General features: G+C 62.8%; 16 protein-coding genes and 1 pseudogene. 6 read left to right on the top strand and 11 right to left on the bottom strand.

Annotated features, from left to right (window positions below):
• Nucleotides 1–52: 52 nt before the first annotated feature.
• From coaA to hisB, 9 genes are all read right to left on the bottom strand, one after another.
• Nucleotides 53–1,012, bottom strand: coding sequence for a type I pantothenate kinase (coaA, locus tag NKH36_RS00980; protein ID WP_352959723.1), 960 nt, complete (start codon nucleotides 1,010–1,012; stop codon nucleotides 53–55).
• 22 nt (nucleotides 1,013–1,034) lie between these two features.
• Complete coding sequence (locus NKH36_RS00975; RefSeq protein ID WP_352959722.1) at nucleotides 1,035–1,361, bottom strand: phosphoribosyl-ATP diphosphatase; 327 nt, start codon at nucleotides 1,359–1,361, stop codon at nucleotides 1,035–1,037.
• Between the two features lie 72 nt (nucleotides 1,362–1,433).
• Nucleotides 1,434–2,228 (bottom strand): imidazole glycerol phosphate synthase subunit HisF, encoded by a 795-nt coding sequence (hisF, locus tag NKH36_RS00970; RefSeq protein WP_352959836.1) that lies wholly within the window; start codon nucleotides 2,226–2,228, stop codon nucleotides 1,434–1,436.
• Complete coding sequence (locus NKH36_RS00965) at nucleotides 2,225–3,061, bottom strand: arginase family protein (protein WP_352959721.1); 837 nt, start codon at nucleotides 3,059–3,061, stop codon at nucleotides 2,225–2,227. Before NKH36_RS00965 ends, hisF begins: the two co-directional genes overlap by 4 nt.
• On the bottom strand, nucleotides 3,058–3,807 hold the full coding sequence (gene hisA / locus NKH36_RS00960) for a 1-(5-phosphoribosyl)-5-[(5-phosphoribosylamino)methylideneamino]imidazole-4-carboxamide isomerase (protein ID WP_352959720.1): 750 nt from the start codon (nucleotides 3,805–3,807) through the stop codon (nucleotides 3,058–3,060). The genes NKH36_RS00965 and hisA overlap by 4 nt, the downstream gene beginning before the upstream one ends.
• Nucleotides 3,808–3,810: 3 nt before the next feature.
• Nucleotides 3,811–4,101 carry a DUF1330 domain-containing protein gene (locus NKH36_RS00955; RefSeq protein WP_292516731.1) on the bottom strand — a complete coding sequence of 97 codons (291 nt, stop codon included), beginning with the start codon at nucleotides 4,099–4,101 and terminating at the stop codon, nucleotides 3,811–3,813.
• A 4-nt stretch (nucleotides 4,102–4,105) separates the two neighbouring features.
• Entirely contained in the window at nucleotides 4,106–4,756 is a 651-nt protein-coding gene (hisH, locus tag NKH36_RS00950; RefSeq protein ID WP_352959719.1) for an imidazole glycerol phosphate synthase subunit HisH, read from the bottom strand.
• A gap of 1 nt (nucleotide 4,757) precedes the next feature.
• Entirely contained in the window at nucleotides 4,758–5,234 is a 477-nt protein-coding gene (locus NKH36_RS00945) for a DUF2628 domain-containing protein (protein WP_352959718.1), read from the bottom strand.
• A 3-nt stretch (nucleotides 5,235–5,237) separates the two neighbouring features.
• Nucleotides 5,238–5,837, bottom strand: coding sequence for an imidazoleglycerol-phosphate dehydratase HisB (hisB, locus tag NKH36_RS00940; protein WP_352959717.1), 600 nt, complete (start codon nucleotides 5,835–5,837; stop codon nucleotides 5,238–5,240).
• A 222-nt stretch (nucleotides 5,838–6,059) separates the two neighbouring features.
• Here hisB and hslV point away from each other — a divergent pair, with 222 nt between their 5' ends.
• The 6 genes and pseudogenes from hslV to NKH36_RS00910 all read left to right on the top strand — a co-directional run bounded on the left by hslV (nucleotide 6,060) and on the right by NKH36_RS00910 (nucleotide 11,851).
• Nucleotides 6,060–6,611 carry an ATP-dependent protease subunit HslV gene (hslV, locus tag NKH36_RS00935; protein WP_029347417.1) on the top strand — a complete coding sequence of 184 codons (552 nt, stop codon included), beginning with the start codon at nucleotides 6,060–6,062 and terminating at the stop codon, nucleotides 6,609–6,611.
• 74 nt (nucleotides 6,612–6,685) lie between these two features.
• A complete protein-coding gene (locus tag NKH36_RS00930) occupies nucleotides 6,686–7,201 on the top strand; it encodes a GNAT family N-acetyltransferase (RefSeq protein ID WP_352959716.1) in 516 nt (171 codons plus the stop codon).
• Nucleotides 7,202–7,229: 28 nt separating this feature from the next.
• Nucleotides 7,230–7,829 (top strand): DUF2585 domain-containing protein, encoded by a 600-nt coding sequence (locus NKH36_RS00925; RefSeq protein ID WP_352959715.1) that lies wholly within the window; start codon nucleotides 7,230–7,232, stop codon nucleotides 7,827–7,829.
• Nucleotides 7,830–7,832: 3 nt separating this feature from the next.
• Nucleotides 7,833–9,146: an ATP-dependent protease ATPase subunit HslU gene (hslU, locus tag NKH36_RS00920; RefSeq protein WP_352959714.1), complete on the top strand. Its 1,314-nt coding sequence runs from the start codon at nucleotides 7,833–7,835 to the stop codon at nucleotides 9,144–9,146.
• A 255-nt stretch (nucleotides 9,147–9,401) separates the two neighbouring features.
• Nucleotides 9,402–10,361: a DUF1402 family protein gene (locus tag NKH36_RS00915; protein ID WP_352959713.1), complete on the top strand. Its 960-nt coding sequence runs from the start codon at nucleotides 9,402–9,404 to the stop codon at nucleotides 10,359–10,361.
• Nucleotides 10,362–10,656: 295 nt separating this feature from the next.
• Nucleotides 10,657–11,851 (top strand): annotated as a pseudogene (locus NKH36_RS00910) (helix-turn-helix domain-containing protein).
• A gap of 104 nt (nucleotides 11,852–11,955) precedes the next feature.
• Here NKH36_RS00910 and NKH36_RS00905 read toward each other — a convergent pair.
• Nucleotides 11,956–13,185 carry an NAD(P)/FAD-dependent oxidoreductase gene (locus tag NKH36_RS00905; RefSeq protein WP_352959711.1) on the bottom strand — a complete coding sequence of 410 codons (1,230 nt, stop codon included), beginning with the start codon at nucleotides 13,183–13,185 and terminating at the stop codon, nucleotides 11,956–11,958.
• Complete coding sequence (locus tag NKH36_RS00900) at nucleotides 13,185–13,505, bottom strand: Rieske (2Fe-2S) protein (protein ID WP_352959710.1); 321 nt, start codon at nucleotides 13,503–13,505, stop codon at nucleotides 13,185–13,187. The genes NKH36_RS00905 and NKH36_RS00900 overlap by 1 nt, the downstream gene beginning before the upstream one ends.
• Nucleotides 13,506–13,521: the final 16 nt, after the last annotated feature.

Here is a 13,521-nt window from a genome sequence, read left to right as displayed (position 1 = left end):
AATGGCAATCGAACGATAGCGGGCACTGCCTAAAGTGCCGTTAACCGCTTCGTTACAGCTTCCTGAGCGCCACTTCCTCGACCAGATGATTGGCGCCCTTGCGCAGGATGAGATCGGCGCGGGCTCGCGTCGGCAGGATGTTCTCGCGCAAATTCTTCAGATTGATGTTGGCCCACAGGCCTTCCGCGATGGCGCGGGCCGCCGCTTGCGAAAGTTGCGAATAGCGATGGAAGAAGGAGTCCGGATTGCGGAAGGCGGTCTCACGCAACCGCATGAAGCGGGCGATGTACCATTGATGGATCAGCTCCTCTTCGGCATCGATATAGATGGCGAAGTCGAAGAAATCCGACAGGAAAGGCACGATCTTGCCGTCCTTCGGCAGCTTGCCCGGCTGAAGCACGTTGATGCCTTCGAAGATCAATATGTCCGGCCGGTCGATGGTCTGGAACTCGCCGGGAACGACGTCGTAGGTCAGGTGCGAATAGACTGGCGCGCGGACATTGCGCTGCGCCGATTTGATGCCCGACAGGAAACGCAGCAATGCGCCGACATCGTAGCTGTCGGGAAAGCCCTTGCGCTCCATCAGATTGTTGCGGCGCAGGATTTCGTTGGGAAGCAGGAAGCCGTCGGTAGTGATTAGATCGACCTTGGGGCTCGACGGCCAGCGCGCCAGCAATTCCTTGAGCACGCGCGCCGTGGTCGATTTGCCGACCGCCACAGAGCCGGCAATGCCGATGATGAAGGGCGTTTTGACGACATCCACCGCGTTGAAGAAGGCCTGGCGCTGCCTGAACAGCAGTTGGCTCGCCTCGACATGCGCCGACAACAGCCGCGACAGCGAAAGATAGATGCGTTTGACCTCTTCGAGGTCGACCGGATCGTTGAGCGAACGCAGGCGACGGATCTCGTCCTCGCCGAGCGTCATCGGCGTGTCGGCGCGGAACTGCGACCATTGCTCCGCCGAGAAAAAACGGAAGGGCGAATATTTCTCGGTGGGGGCGAGCTGGTCCATCGAGTTTCCTAACCTCCAGCGATCAGCCCCGGTCCTGCCGAGACGCCTTTTCGGCGATGCCCGAACGACCGGTGCGGCGTTCGAGTTCGGTCAGGACATCGGCAAGCGGAACGCCGGCAACGCCCAGAACGACGAGCCAATGATAGATGAGATCGGCGCTTTCCGAAACGAGGGCTTGTCTGTCACCCCCAACGGCGGCGATCACTGTTTCGATCGCCTCTTCGCCGAACTTCTGCGCCGCCTTGTCCATGCCGCGCGCGAACAGCTTTGCCGTCCACGAATCCGGATCGTCGGAATGCGCGCGTTCCCTGATGATTGTCTCCAGATCGGAGAGCGAAAACTCAGCCATGGCGCTATCTATCTGCTTGTTTAAGCATGATCTTTTCCGAAAACCGGTTCCCACTTTTCGCTGGGATCATGCTTAGAGCCGATCCCCTGGGGAGTCCAGTCGCATCGGCAGGCCGGCACGGGCCATGTGCGCCTTGGCTTCGGCAATGCTGTAAGTGCCGAAATGGAAGATCGATGCCGCGAGCACCGCGCCGGCATGGCCGTCGCGAATCCCCTCGACCATGTGATCGAGCGTGCCGACGCCGCCGGAGGCAATGACCGGCGCACGCACGGCGTCGGCCACCGCACGGGTGAGCGCGATGTCGTAGCCAGCCTTGGTGCCGTCGCGGTCCATCGACGTCAGCAGGATCTCGCCGGCGCCGCGATCGACCATCTGTTGGGCGAATTCGACCGCGTCGATGCCGGTCTTCTCGCGGCCGCCATGGGTGAAAATCTCCCAGCGGTCGGCCTCGCCTTCGCTCGACACTTTCTTGGCGTCGATTGCGACGACGATGCACTGGTTGCCGAACTTGTCGGCCGCTTCGGCGACGAAATCGGGATTCTTCACCGCCGCCGTGTTGATCGACACCTTGTCGGCGCCGGCCAAAAGCAGCTTTCTTATGTCGGCCACCTGGCGCACGCCGCCGCCGACGGTCAGCGGCATGAAGCATTGTTCGGCGGTGCGGGCGACGATGTCGAAGATGGTCTCGCGATTTTCGGACGAGGCAGTGATGTCGAGGAAACAGAGCTCGTCGGCGCCGGCGGCATCATAGGCCCTTGCCGCCTCGACTGGATCGCCGGCATCGACCAGGTCGACGAAGTTGACGCCCTTGACGACGCGGCCATTCTTGACGTCGAGACAGGGGATGACGCGGGCTTTCAGCATCAGATCCTCTCAAGCGCGGCAAGAAAATCGCCAAGCAATTGCCCGACGACAGGCGGAACTTCGCCCTTGGCGTCAAAGGCAGGATCGTAGGCGGACAAGGTGATGCCGACGATCGGGATCGACTTGGCCAGCCCGCAAACCAGTTGCCGCAGCTGCTCCGGATTTGGACCTCCCGGCCGTGCATAGCGGTTCACTTGCAGCACATCCGGATCGTGAACGTCCAGATCAAGATGTAAATGTACTTGGGCCGCGCCGGCCGCCTTCAGCTTTCCGACATTGTCGAGTGCGTTGGTCCATTGGGTGCGAATAATCGGCAACGTCTCTAGAAGCCGCCTTTCATCGGGATCGAGGTCGCGCGCATCGACCAGCATGCACCGCGACGGGTCGATCGCCAGGAAGCCGGGAATCGCTGAGGTCATTGGGCGCCAGCAGAGCCCCAGCGTCGTCGCCAGCGCCATGCCGTCGAGAAATCCGTAGGCGGACGTCTCTGGCGTGTTGAGATCGCCATGCTGGTCGATCCAGATGATCGAATCCGCTGCGTCGCCAGCCACCGCACCGGCAGCGGTCAGGCAATTTCCGGCGAGCACGATGGGGAAACGCTCACTGTCTCGTGCCAGATCGACCTTGGTGGCGATTGCCCTGCAAACGGCGAAGCCCGTCGCGATTTCCCGTTTCTGGGCATCGCCGACCTCGCCGATGTCCTCGACGACGACATCGTGGCCGCGAAAGGCAAGTTCATCAACAAGGCCGCCGGCAATGATGGCGTCGGGGCCCTGACCAGAGCCGGCATGGTAAAGGCCGCTGTCATAGGGGGCGAGGATGATCGAGAGTTTCATCGCGCCCTCGCCTTCTCCGGGCCTGCCGACAGGATCGCCAGTGCCTCGGCCGGGTCGATACGCCCGTCGTAAAGTGCACGCCCGGAGATTGCACCTTCGAGTTTTTGCGCATCGGGCATGGTCATGCGCACGATGTCGGCGATCGAGGCGAGCCCCCCGGAGGCGATGACCGGGATAGACACGGCGTTGGCGAGATCGATGGTGGCGTCCCAGTTGATGCCGGTCAGCACACCGTCGCGGTCGATGTCGGTGTAGATGATGGCGGCGACGCCAGCGCCCTCGAACTTCTTCGCCAGTTCGATGACGCCGAGACTAGAGGCCTCGGCCCAGCCCTCGACCGCTACCTTGCCGCCCTTGGCGTCGATGCCGACGGCGATCTTGCCTGGGAATGCCTTGCAGGCCTGCCTGACGAGATCGGGATCGCGCACGGCCACCGTGCCGAGAATGACGCGGGCCAGCCCGCGGTCGAGCCAGTCCTCAATCTGCTCCAGGGTGCGGATGCCACCGCCGAGCTGCACCGGGTTGTTCGTCGCTTTGAGAATGGCGCCGACCGCCGCGCTGTTGACGCTCTGGCCCTTGAAGGCGCCGTTGAGGTCGACGACGTGCAGCCATTCGAAGCCCTGCTCTTCGAAGGCGCGCGCCTGAGCGGCGGGATCGTCATTGTAGATGGTGGCGGTCGCCATGTCGCCATGCCTGAGGCGTACGCACTTGCCGTCCTTGAGATCGATGGCCGGGAACAGGATCACCGCTCAGGCGCCTTCAACAATGACGAAGTGACCGGTCGAGGCGGCAAGCCTGTACTTCAATGCCTCCCGGTATTCAGGCGACTCGTAGCACTCTATCGCCTTGTCGTAGGACTCGAACTCCACCAGGACGTGGCGGTTGCCTGTCGGGCCTTCCGGGTTCGCGTAACGCCCGGCACGCACGGGAAACTTCGCGCCATATTTCGCAAAGGCCGCCGCGTTCGCCTCGATATATTGCTTGTAGCCCTCGGGATCGCGGACATCGATCATCGCCATCCAGTAGCCTTTCTTGCTCATTGTCCTAGGGTCTCCAGCGCAGGAAATTGGTGATCAGCGCCAGGCCAAGCGCCTGGCTCTTTTCGGGATGAAACTGCGTGCCGGCAAGATTGTCGCTGACAACAGTGGCCGTCACCGGACCACCATAATCGGCAATCGCCAGCACGTCCTGCGGCTTCTGCGCGTCGAGATGATAGGAATGGACGAAATAGGCGTGCAACCCCTTGGCGCCGGTTGGAATGCCGGAAAACAGCGGATGCTTGCGCGTGAGCTCGATCGTGTTCCAACCGATCTGCGGGATCTTCAGCGCAGGATCGGCCGGGGTGATCTCCTTGACGTCGCCGGCGATCCAGCCAAAACCCTTTGTAACGGTCTTTTCCAGGCCCCGCTCCGACATCAGCTGCATGCCGACGCAGATGCCGAGGAACGGCCGCCCCTTGACGGTCGCCACCTCCTCAACCGCCTCCCACATGCCGGCCACAGCGCGCAGCCCGGCCGCGCAATCGGCATAGGCGCCGACGCCGGGCAGGACGATGCGGTCGGCGGTTCTGACACGCTCGGCATCGGCGGTCAGGTCGATCGCGGCGGCGATACCGGCTTCATGCGCGGCGCGCTCGAAGGCCTTGGTGGCCGAGCGCAGATTGCCCGAGCCGTAGTCGATGATCGCGACCCGCATGTCAGGGTCTTCCCGGAGTGTGGTTCAACCCTAGCGCGATGCCCATATGCGCTGGCCGGGCATGGGCAGCATCCGGGACGATGCGTTGCGCGGGCGCTTGCTCATCCGAATGCGCTTCGGCTTCCAGCACATAGCGCGTATCGGCATCGTCGATCCTGCCGGCCGCGACGACGCCCCATTCATGCCAGCCACGACGGCGCAACGCGGCAATCCGCAAGGCCTGACCTTCCAGACCGACATAGAGCGATACAAGCAGCGACAGCAGCGGGCCGGCGAGCCCAAGGTTCAATGCTTCGGCAAGCATCGAAAGGAGAGCCATGGCGACAAAGGCCAGGGCTGCCTCGATCCACAACCGGTGCCAGAGCAGCCACAGCGGCGGCACGAGAAAGCCGATCAGGGAAAACCCATCACGGACAAAGGCCGTTGTGTCAGGCTTTTCGCCGCGGCCCGGCGGTTCCATCACGACATAGATCGCCATCGCCTATCCCTTCAGAGATCCCTTGGTGGAAGGAACCGCGTCCGGCTGGCGCGGGTCGCTTTCAAGCGCGATGCGCAGCGCACGCGCCACCGCTTTGAAGCAGGTCTCGGCGATATGGTGATTGTTGGCGCCGTAGTGGTTGGTGACATGCAGCGTGATGCCGGCATTCTGCGCCAGGGCCTGGAAGAATTCGCGCACCAGTTCGGTGTCGAACGTGCCGATCTTCGGCGACGAGAACGCAACGTTCCAGACAAGGAAAGGGCGGCCGGAGACATCGATCGCCGCGCGCGTCAGCGTCTCGTCCATGGCGAGATCGATCGAGGCATAGCGCATGATGCCGCGCCGCTCGCCCAGTGCCTTGGCCAGCGCCTGGCCGAGCGCGATGCCGGTGTCCTCGACCGTGTGGTGGTCGTCTATGTGCAGATCGCCATTGGCCTTGACCGTCATGTCGATCAGCGAATGGCGCGACAGCTGGTCCAGCATGTGATCGAAGAAGCCGACGCCCGTCGAAATATCGGATTTTCCCGAGCCGTCGACCTGGACCGATACGGAGATGTCGGTCTCCTTGGTCTTGCGGCTTGCGTTGGCGGAACGGGGCGGCATGACCTCATCCTTGTCCAGAGTTCAGGCGTTCCAAGCGTCCACATGCTTGAAAACGAGAGCCTTCTAGCAGCATGATCCGGCGATTGCCAGTTGCCATGCCAGGGGATATCGAGCCTGGCGGATGACCGGTTTGCAATCATCGGACCTATGCATACATATGGCCGATCAAGTCACTCGTAACGCGCCAGTTGCCTTCGGGATCGGTGCTGATCGGAGCAGAAGATGTCGAATGAACTGACCATGCACGCCACGACGATCGTGACGGTGCGCAAGGGCGGCAAGGTGGTGATCGCCGGTGATGGCCAGGTCAGCCTCGGCCAGACCATCATGAAGGGCAATGCCAAGAAGGTGCGCCGTATCGGCAAAAGCGGCAATGTCATTGCCGGTTTCGCCGGCGCCACCGCTGACGCCTTCACCCTTCTGGAGCGGCTCGAGGCCAAGCTCGAACAATATCCGGAGCAACTGACGCGGGCCTGCGTCGAGCTTGCCAAGGACTGGCGCACCGACCGCTATCTGCGCCGACTGGAAGCGATGATGCTGGTTGCCGACAAGTCGGTCTCGCTGGCGCTGACCGGCACCGGCGACGTGCTCGAACCCGAACATGGCGTCATGGCGATCGGTTCGGGAGGCAATTACGCGTTGGCCGCGGCGCGCGCGCTGATGGACACCGACAAGGATGCCGAAGAGATCGCCCGCAAAGCAATGCAGATCGCATCCGACATTTGCGTCTACACCAACAACAACTTCGTCATCGAAACTCTTGATGCCGGCTGAGCTGGCCGCTGGCCATGATCCCGAAAAGTGGAAACCGGTTTTTGCTTCGCTGACCTCCGGTTCGGGAGGAGATCATGGCCAAACAAGAAAATAGATACGATTTTCGGCCGGTGACGGAGGCGGACCTGCCGATGATCGCGGCATGGCTGGCCGAGCCGCATGTCGCCGAGTGGTGGGACGATCCCGAGACGGAGATCGCGCAGATCCGCGAGCATATCGACAGCATTTCCGTAGAACCGTTGATCATCGAGCTCGACGGCGAGCCGATCGGCTACATGCAGAGCTACGACCCGCATCTGGAGGACGGCCACCCCTACAGCGACCAGCCCTTCGGTACGCTCGGCATCGATCTGTCGATCGGCAGGCCTGAGCTTATCGGACGCGGCCACGGCTCGGCAATTGTCCGGCAGTTCGTGGAACAGCTGTTCGAGGAAGGGGCGCCGCGTGTCATCATCGACCCGGATCCATCCAACGGACGAGCGATCCGGGCCTATGAAAAGGCCGGTTTCAGAGTTATCGATCGAAGGCAATCGGAATATGGCGACGCCGTGCTGATGGCAATCGACGCACAAGAGGGCGGCGCCGAATAAGGCGACGCCGAAGAGGGGCAGTAACAGCATGAGCACGACCGGCGCCGACAAACCCGTCTCGGCCTATGAAGACAGCTGGCGTATGGGACTTCTGCTCGTCCTCGGTCTGATCATATTCCAGGCCGGAGTCCTTTACGGCATGGGCCGAACGCCGATCTGCACATGCGGCTATGTCAAGCTGTGGCACGGCATCGTGCAGAGTTCGGAGAATTCCCAGCATATTTCCGACTGGTACACATTCTCGCACATCATCCACGGCTTCCTGTTCTATGCGCTGGCATGGTTTCTGTTCCCGCGCTCGCCGATCGGGCTCAGGCTGGCGTTTGCGGTCGTCATAGAGGGCGGCTGGGAACTTCTCGAGAACAGCCCGTTGATCATCGAGCGCTATCGCGCCGGCACGATCTCCCTCGACTACTATGGCGACAGCATCATCAATTCGGTGGCGGACACGCTGGCGATGGTGCTGGGATTTGTGATGGCGCGCAGGCTTCCTATATGGGTGATCGTGACCCTGGCCGTCATCTTCGAATTCGGTGTCGGCTACATCATCCGGGACAATCTGACACTCAACGTGATCATGCTGCTGCATCCGTTCGAGTCCATCCGGCAATGGCAAAGTGGAATTTAGGATATGAGCACATTCTCGCCGCGCGAAATCGTTTCGGAACTCGATCGCTTCATCATCGGCCAGAAGGACGCCAAGCGCGCCGTGGCCATCGCCCTGCGCAACCGCTGGCGGCGCCAGCAGCTCGAAGGCCAGATGCGTGAAGAGGTGATGCCGAAGAACATCCTGATGATCGGCCCGACCGGCGTCGGCAAGACCGAGATCTCGCGCCGCCTGGCACGCCTTGCCGGTGCGCCCTTCGTCAAGGTCGAGGCGACCAAGTTCACCGAGGTCGGCTATGTCGGCCGCGACGTCGAGCAGATCATCCGCGACCTGGTCGAGATCGCCATCGGGCTGGTGCGCGAGAAGATGCGCGAGGATGTCAAAGCGCGTGCCCATATCAATGCCGAGGAACGTGTGCTGGAAGCGCTCGTCGGCAAGACGGCGAGCCCGGCCACCCGCGACAGTTTCCGCAAGAAGCTGCGCGACGGCGAGCTCGACAACAAGGAGATCGAGATCGAAGTGAGCGATACCGGCACTGGCGGCATGCCCGGCTTCGAGATCCCCGGCATGCCGGGCGCCAATATCGGCGTGTTGAACATCAACGACATGCTGTCGAAAGCGATGGGCGGCCAGAAGACCAAAACGCGCAAGACGACGGTGAAGGAGTCGTACGCGGTGCTGGTCGGCGACGAGTCCGACAAGCTGCTCGACCAGGACGAGGTAGTGCGCAGGGCGCTCGAATCGACCGAAAACGACGGCATCGTCTTCCTCGACGAGATCGACAAGATCGCCTCGCGCGAAGGCGGCATGGGCGCCGGTGTTTCCCGCGAAGGCGTGCAGCGCGACCTGCTGCCGCTTGTCGAAGGCACCACGGTCGCGACCAAATATGGACCGGTGAAGACGGACCACATCCTGTTCATCGCATCGGGTGCGTTCCACGTTGCCAAGCCGTCCGACCTGCTGCCCGAACTGCAGGGCCGTCTGCCGATCCGCGTCGAGCTGCGTGCGCTGGAGAAGGACGATTTCGTCCGCATCCTGACCGAGACCGAGGCCAGCCTGATCAAGCAGTATATCGCGCTGATGAAGACCGAGGGCGTCGATCTCGTCTTCACCGACGACGCCATCGATTCGCTGGCCGGCATCGCCGTCGATCTCAACGCCAGCGTCGAGAACATCGGCGCCAGGCGGCTGCAAACGGTGATGGAGCGGGTGCTGGACGAGATCTCCTATGACGCGCCGGACCGCCATGGCACGGCGGTGACCATCGACGCCGCCTATGTGCAAAAGCATGTCGGCGATCTGTCCAGAAACACGGATTTGTCGCGATTCATCCTGTAGCAGGCGATCCATCCTACAAGAGATGGGCTGGGCGAGCCGGCAAGCTCTGAAACGTGTGGCCAAATGGAAGCATCTGGCCAGCTTTTGTCTTGCCGGGCGAAGGGGCTCTCGACTCCCCTTCCAGCTTTACCTAGTTTGCCCGGCAACTACAGCGCGCGCGTCCTTGGACGCGCAAGGGACGCTGTAGCACTTGATTTGGCGCATGACCCCCGAAAATCGAATCCGGGGGTCATGCGCTGTTACAGGCGGCGGCGCATGAAAAAACTGATCCTCGTCCTTCTCGGGCTGACGCTGACGACAGCGATGTTTGCCGCCGAAGCGGCGACGATGGTGCCGCCGGGCAACAGTCATGCCGAGCAGCCCAACATACCGGGCGCCTCGAGCCGCCGCACCCAGGCCACCAACACCACCTTCCAGGCGAAATACAGCAAGGTCTATGCGCTGCTGCAGCACGACGCCGGTCTTCGCGGCAAGATCGAGCAGGCCGCAGCGACCTATGGCATCGATCCGATGCATATCGTCGGCGCCATCGTCGGCGAGCACACCTACAATGTCGACGCCTACGACCGGCTGCAGACATACTACGTCAAGGCGATCTCCTATCTGTCGAGCAAGCTGTCCTTCGCCTATGAAGGCGAGGACATCACCGATTTCGTGCAGCGGCCGCAATTCCAGGAATGCGCCGGCAAATCGGACAGTTACGCGCTCTGGGAATGCCGCGAGCAGGTGTGGAACCAGTCCTTTCGCGGCAAGACTGTCGGCGGTGAGAGCTTCCCCGACGACCGCTTCGGCGCCACCTTTTTCCAGCCCTACTATGCCGGCCAGACTTTCGGCCTCGGTCAGCTCAACCCGCTGACGGCGTTGCAGATGAGCGATCTCGTGCACCAGGTTTCCGGCCTGCCGAAGCTCGACGTCGGCGATCCGAACGCGGTCTACAAGACCATCATGGATCCGGACCTGACATTGGATTATGTCGCGGCGACGATCCGGAAATCGATCGATGCCTACCAGAGCATTGCCGGCTTCGACATATCGGGCAATCCCGGCATCACATCGACGCTCTACAATGTCGGCAATCCGGAACAGCGCGCCCATGCGCTGAAGGCCGAGAACGACAGGCGCCGCGCCGCGGGCGAACCGGAGAAGCTGCCCGAGGAAAATTACTATGGCTGGCTGGTCAACGACAAATTGCCGGAGCTGAAGGCGCTGTTTTAGAACGTGTTGAGATTCGGATTTTGAGCCGGATTGGAGTCGTCCCTTTCGGGCGTTTGCGCTGCCCCTCATTGCCCTGCCGGGCATTTCTCCCCGTAAAGTGACGGGGAGAAAGACAAGCTGGCATCGGCTGCAACGCCCGTTCTGCGGCGCTGGCGATTGGCGAAATCCTAAGCGACAGTGTCCTTCTCCCCGTCACTATACGGGGAGAGGGACGCTTGTCCGAACCGGATAGATAGGTAACAGAATGGACTGATTGCATGGGTGACAGTTTTCTTGTCCGCCGGGAGGACCGGCGATGGTTTGGCGAGAGACTGGCATCATGGATGAGCGGCTTCGGTTTGTTGTGGAGTGCCTGGCGGGTGATGAGACGATGAGCGAGCTTTGTGCGGCCTACGGCATATCGCGCAAGACCGGCTACAAATGGCTGGGTCGCTATCGCGCGCTCGGCCCGGAAGGTTTGCATGATCTGCCGCGAGCGCCGCTCAATCATGGCCGAGCGACGGCCCTGGATCTGGTGGAGCGGATCGTTGCGGCAAAGGAGACGCACCCGCTGTGGGGTCCGAAGAAGATCATGGCGCGGCTCAGGCGCACCGCTCCCGAGTTGGCTTGGCCGTCGGCCTCGACGGCCGGTGCGATCCTTGCGCGGCACGGGCTTGTCAGCGTCCGCAAGCGGGCGCGGCTGCGGGCCTGTGGCAACGGACCATGGCCGCAAGCCGAGGAGCCGAACGCGGTATGGACGGGCGATCACAAGGGCTGGTTCCGGACCCGTGACGGGTGGCGCTGCGAACCGTTGACGGTGATGGATGCGTCGAGCCGCTACCTTTTGGCGCTCGAAGCGACGGGCTCGACAGCGGACGATGAGGCCTGGCCGGTGTTCGAGCGGCTGTTTGAGGCGCATGGTCTGCCGGATCGGCTCAGAAGCGACAATGGCCCGCCTTTCGCGTCGGCCGGCGTCACCGGACTGACGCCGCTTTCGGTGCGCTTCATCAAGCTCGGCATCACGCTGGAGCGGATCGCGCCCGGCAAGCCGCAGCAGAACGGACGCCACGAGCGCTTCCACCTGACCATGCTGCCGCTGGCCAAGGCGCCGGAGGCCGACAGAATGGCCCAGGGCCAGGCCTTCGAGGCTTTCCGGCACGCCTACAATGAGGAGCGTCCGCATGAGGCGCTGGCCATGGACCCCGGCGCAGCATTACCGCTCCTCGCCGCGCGCTATGCCCGCGACACCGCCCGAGCCCGACTATCCGGCCGAGGCGGCGGTGCGCAGCGTGCGCCACAATGGCGAGATCAGGTGGAACGGCGGCTTCGTCTACGTTTCCAAGACGCTGGCCGGCGAAGCCGTCGCCGCCACCGAAACCGAGGATGGTCAATGGGCGCTCGGCTTCCATGCCCATCCGCTCGGTATCCTCGACACCAGGCGCATGAAGCTCGTCCGCCGCAGCGCCGCGCCAACCAAACCGCTTGGCGCTGCGGCGGACAGCACAGGGTGAAAACTGTAACCCATGTATCCGGTTCAAAGTGTTACCCATCTATCAACTGGACACCGGTAGGCAGATGAGGGGCGGCGCCGGCTTTCGGCAATCGGCGTCACGGCTTACGCCGCCAGCAACGACTTCAGCTTGACCGTTTGCGAACCGAGCGCCTCCGGGGCCGGCTTGGCCCTTTTTGCAATCAGCATCTCGGCCAGCCTTATGTCGCGGGCGACCGAATTGCCCGGACCGATGCCACTCGCGGCGACCAGCCTGCCGTCTTCGGCCAGATGGAACAGGATGAACGCGCCATCATCGAGGTTGCGGCGCACGACCTTGCTGCCCTCGTCCGACAGGCCTGATATCTGCAAGGTCAGGCCGTACTGATCCGACCAGAACCATGGCACCGCCGCGTGGCTTTCGCCGGCGCCAAGCATGTTCCTGGCTGCAAGCGCGCCCTGCTCCTGCGCGTTGCGCCAGGCCTCGAGCCGCACGCGCCTGCCGCCATAAACGGCAAGCGGAAACGAGCAGCAATCGCCGGCAGCGAAGATGTCCGGATCGCTGGTGCGAAGCTCGGCATCGACAGCGATGCCGTTGTCGACCACCAGGCCGGCTTCGGCAGCCAGTCCGGTCACCGGCATGGCGCCGATGCCTATCACCGCCAGATCGGCGACGATGTCCTGCCCGCCGGCAAGCGCGATGCGCACCTCGGCACCGTCATCGGCAATGGCGGCGATGCCCTCACCGCACAGGATTCTTACGCCTTCGGCTTCATGCGCCCGGTGGATGACCTGCGCGATCTCGGCCGGCACGCCGCGCATCAGGATGCGCGGCTGCGCCTCGAGGACGGTGACCGTTGCCCCCAGCCTGCGCGCCGCGGCGGCGAGCTCAAGGCCGATGAAGCCGCCGCCAATGATGGCGACGCGATTGCCGGCGCTGAGATGGGCACGAATGGCCAGCGCGTCGCTAAAAGTCCGGAGATAGACACAGCGCGCGCCGAGGCCCGGCATCGGCAGCTTGCGCGGCACCGATCCAGTTGCCAGCAACAGCTTGTCGTAAGGCAGGACCGAACCGTCCGACAGGTGCACGAGATGCGCCGCGCGGTCGATCGCCACCGCCTGAACCGAATGGATATGCCTGATCGATCTCTCGGCCAGGACCTCGTCGCTGGCGATCGCCTTGATCTCGGGCGCATCGCTGGCCATCGCGTCTTTCGACAGCGGCGGCCGCTCATAAGGCAGATGCGGCTCGTCGCCGACCAGCGTCACCGGCCCGTCATAGCCGAGATCGCGCAGCGCCAAGGCAGCCCGCCCGCCGCATTCGCCGGCGCCGATGATGACCATCCCTTTCGTCATCACAGTGACCCGATCTGAATGAGGATTTTGCCGGCGTCGAGCTTGACCGGATACGTCCTGAGATTGACGCAGACCGGCGCGCCCCTGGCAGCCCCGGTCTTGTAGTTGAAGCGGCCATTGTGCTTCGGGCACTCTATGATGTCGTCCATCACCAGCCCGTCGGCCAGATGCACCTTCTCATGCGTGCACAGACCGTCTGTCGCGAAATATTCGTCGTCGGGGCTGCGATAGATGGCGAAGGTGCGGCCGCCATGATCGAACCGCATCACGTCCTCTTCGTCGATGTCTTCGGCATCACAGGCCTCGACCCAGTCGCTCATTGGTCCTCCCGGCAGA

Source organism: Mesorhizobium sp. M1312 (assembly GCF_040318115.1).
GTDB lineage: Bacteria > Pseudomonadota > Alphaproteobacteria > Rhizobiales > Rhizobiaceae > Mesorhizobium.
Note: the sequence above shows the minus strand (reverse complement) of the source record. Positions and strands in the feature narration are given on the sequence as shown.

Excerpts from the sequence above, each read along its gene's own strand:
- hisH (WP_352959719.1), bottom strand. The coding sequence starts at position 4,756 with ATGCGGGTCGCGATCATCGACTACGGCTCGGGCAATCTGCGCTCGGCC.
- hslU (WP_352959714.1), top strand. The coding sequence starts at position 7,833 with ATGAGCACATTCTCGCCGCGCGAAATCGTTTCGGAACTCGATCGCTTC.
- NKH36_RS00965 (WP_352959721.1), bottom strand. The coding sequence starts at position 3,061 with ATGAAACTCTCGATCATCCTCGCCCCCTATGACAGCGGCCTTTACCAT.
- NKH36_RS00900 (WP_352959710.1), bottom strand. The coding sequence starts at position 13,505 with ATGAGCGACTGGGTCGAGGCCTGTGATGCCGAAGACATCGACGAAGAG.
- NKH36_RS00930 (WP_352959716.1), top strand. The coding sequence starts at position 6,686 with ATGGCCAAACAAGAAAATAGATACGATTTTCGGCCGGTGACGGAGGCG.
- NKH36_RS00905 (WP_352959711.1), bottom strand. The coding sequence starts at position 13,185 with ATGACGAAAGGGATGGTCATCATCGGCGCCGGCGAATGCGGCGGGCGG.
- hslV (WP_029347417.1), top strand. The coding sequence starts at position 6,060 with ATGTCGAATGAACTGACCATGCACGCCACGACGATCGTGACGGTGCGC.
- NKH36_RS00975 (WP_352959722.1), bottom strand. The coding sequence starts at position 1,361 with ATGGCTGAGTTTTCGCTCTCCGATCTGGAGACAATCATCAGGGAACGC.
- NKH36_RS00925 (WP_352959715.1), top strand. The coding sequence starts at position 7,230 with ATGAGCACGACCGGCGCCGACAAACCCGTCTCGGCCTATGAAGACAGC.
- NKH36_RS00945 (WP_352959718.1), bottom strand. The coding sequence starts at position 5,234 with ATGGCGATCTATGTCGTGATGGAACCGCCGGGCCGCGGCGAAAAGCCT.
- NKH36_RS00915 (WP_352959713.1), top strand. The coding sequence starts at position 9,402 with ATGAAAAAACTGATCCTCGTCCTTCTCGGGCTGACGCTGACGACAGCG.
- coaA (WP_352959723.1), bottom strand. The coding sequence starts at position 1,012 with ATGGACCAGCTCGCCCCCACCGAGAAATATTCGCCCTTCCGTTTTTTC.
- NKH36_RS00955 (WP_292516731.1), bottom strand. The coding sequence starts at position 4,101 with ATGAGCAAGAAAGGCTACTGGATGGCGATGATCGATGTCCGCGATCCC.
- hisB (WP_352959717.1), bottom strand. The coding sequence starts at position 5,837 with ATGCCGCCCCGTTCCGCCAACGCAAGCCGCAAGACCAAGGAGACCGAC.